The 1536-nt window shown below is 47.9% G+C and carries 2 protein-coding genes and 1 pseudogene; all 3 read right to left on the bottom strand.

The window, feature by feature from the left end; all coding sequences use genetic code 11:
• Nucleotides 1–174: pseudogene (locus tag VN105_RS29720) on the bottom strand (MFS transporter); the annotation flags it as partial.
• A 45-nt stretch (nucleotides 175–219) separates the two neighbouring features.
• The gene (locus VN105_RS02675) at nucleotides 220–957 is read right to left on the bottom strand and encodes an SDR family oxidoreductase (RefSeq protein WP_325637659.1); all 738 of its coding nucleotides are present in this window, start codon (nucleotides 955–957) and stop codon (nucleotides 220–222) included.
• A gap of 54 nt (nucleotides 958–1011) precedes the next feature.
• The coding region (locus VN105_RS02670; RefSeq protein WP_325637657.1) for a TetR/AcrR family transcriptional regulator at nucleotides 1012–1536 on the bottom strand (525 nt) is incomplete at its 5' end.

Genomic DNA, 1536 nt, shown 5'->3' with positions numbered 1-1536 from the left:
ATCTATAATGATCACGTTGGCAATGGCGTAGGCAGTAATGACCCAGGAGGTATCTTCCAGCGTGGAGCCCAGGTTGCCGCTCATATGTGATAAGGCTACGTTTACAATGGAGGTATCTATCAATTCCATGATAGCCGCTGTGATCACCACCAGGATCAGTACTGTACGTTTCATTGCCGTTATTTAATATACCGGTTGGTATATTTATGGATAAATTTTTTAATGCTCCCTGCTGTTCATTGCTTCCAATGCGGCTGCGGTGGAGGTGCGTGATAACTGGTAGATCTGTTCCGTATCGCCTACGCGGATCTCGTATTCATTTTTGCCGAGTGCTGCGAGCAGTTCCGCAGCCACCTGTGATGGCGGAATACCGTTGGCGCCGCCTATTTCCTGGGAGAAATCGGTATTTACCAGGGGAGGCATCAGTTCAAAGATGTGCAGTTTGGGAAAGGTAACGCGCATAGAATGCGTGTAAGAGCGCAGGGCGGCTTTGGTAGCGGAGTAAGTGGCTATCCGCGCGCCGGGTGCAAAAGCCACAATGGAAGTAACGTTTACAATGGCGGCTTCCGGCTGCCGGTTAAGTATGGGCAGCAATTTTTCGGTAAGACGCAGTACCGCAAAAAAGTTGGTATCCATTTCTTCTGCTGCTTTTCCGGCTGCATTGGCGTTTTCAGACAACTCGTAAGCAAAGGCGCGGCCTGCATTATTGACCAGGATATTTAATGACGGGTATTCTTCCTGCAGGGTGGCTACCAGTTGGGCCACTGCTTTATCGCTGGTTACATCGCTCACAATGCCTTTCACGCCGGGCAGTTGCTGAACGGCCTTTTCCAGGCGGGTGGCGTCCCTGCCGGTAATGATCACCTGGTTACCCTGTTGGGATAATTGCCGGGCTATTTCTAACCCAATGCCTGCGCTGCCACCGGTAATAAGTACGGTGTTTCCTGTTGTTTTCATTTTGTTTTGTTTTTTTATATACCGAACGGTATATTTATAAAGAAAAAAATAGTATTATAATTCGTTGATCATTTTTTCTACAGACTGCATAATACTGTTACGGTAATTCATTTTACCGGTTAGCTTGGCAATCATGATGCAGCCTTCAATAGTGGCAATCATGGTGAGCGCCACCTGCTCCGTATTCACGTCTTCGCTGAATTCCCCTGCCGCTATGCCTTTGGTGATCAGGCCGGTAATGATCCCCTTCCAGGTATGGAGAGCATCCACTGCTTTTTGTTTCAGTAAAGGATGGGTATCATCCGCCTCAATAGCTGTATTGAGAATAGGACATCCGCCCGCAGGAAACGGGTGTTTCAGGAAGTTTTCATATACATGCACATATACCAGCAGCTTATCCCTGCAGGTATCTTTTTTATCCATTTCCTGCCGGATAATGCTGCCTACCTTTTTCAGGTTGTAGTCGAAGCAGGCCAGGGCTACTTCGTCTTTGTTGGCGAAGTTGCCGTAAATACTGCCCTTTGTTAACCCGGTGGCATTGGTCATATCATTCAAAGAAGTACCGGTGTAGCCCTTCTC

Source organism: Chitinophaga sp. (genome assembly GCF_035564935.1).
GTDB lineage: Bacteria > Bacteroidota > Bacteroidia > Chitinophagales > Chitinophagaceae > Chitinophaga.
The sequence above is the reverse complement of the archived record's forward strand: the minus strand, read 5'-3'. Positions and strand labels throughout refer to the sequence as shown.

Excerpts from the sequence above, each read along its gene's own strand:
- VN105_RS02675 (WP_325637659.1), bottom strand. The coding sequence starts at position 957 with ATGAAAACAACAGGAAACACCGTACTTATTACCGGTGGCAGCGCAGGC.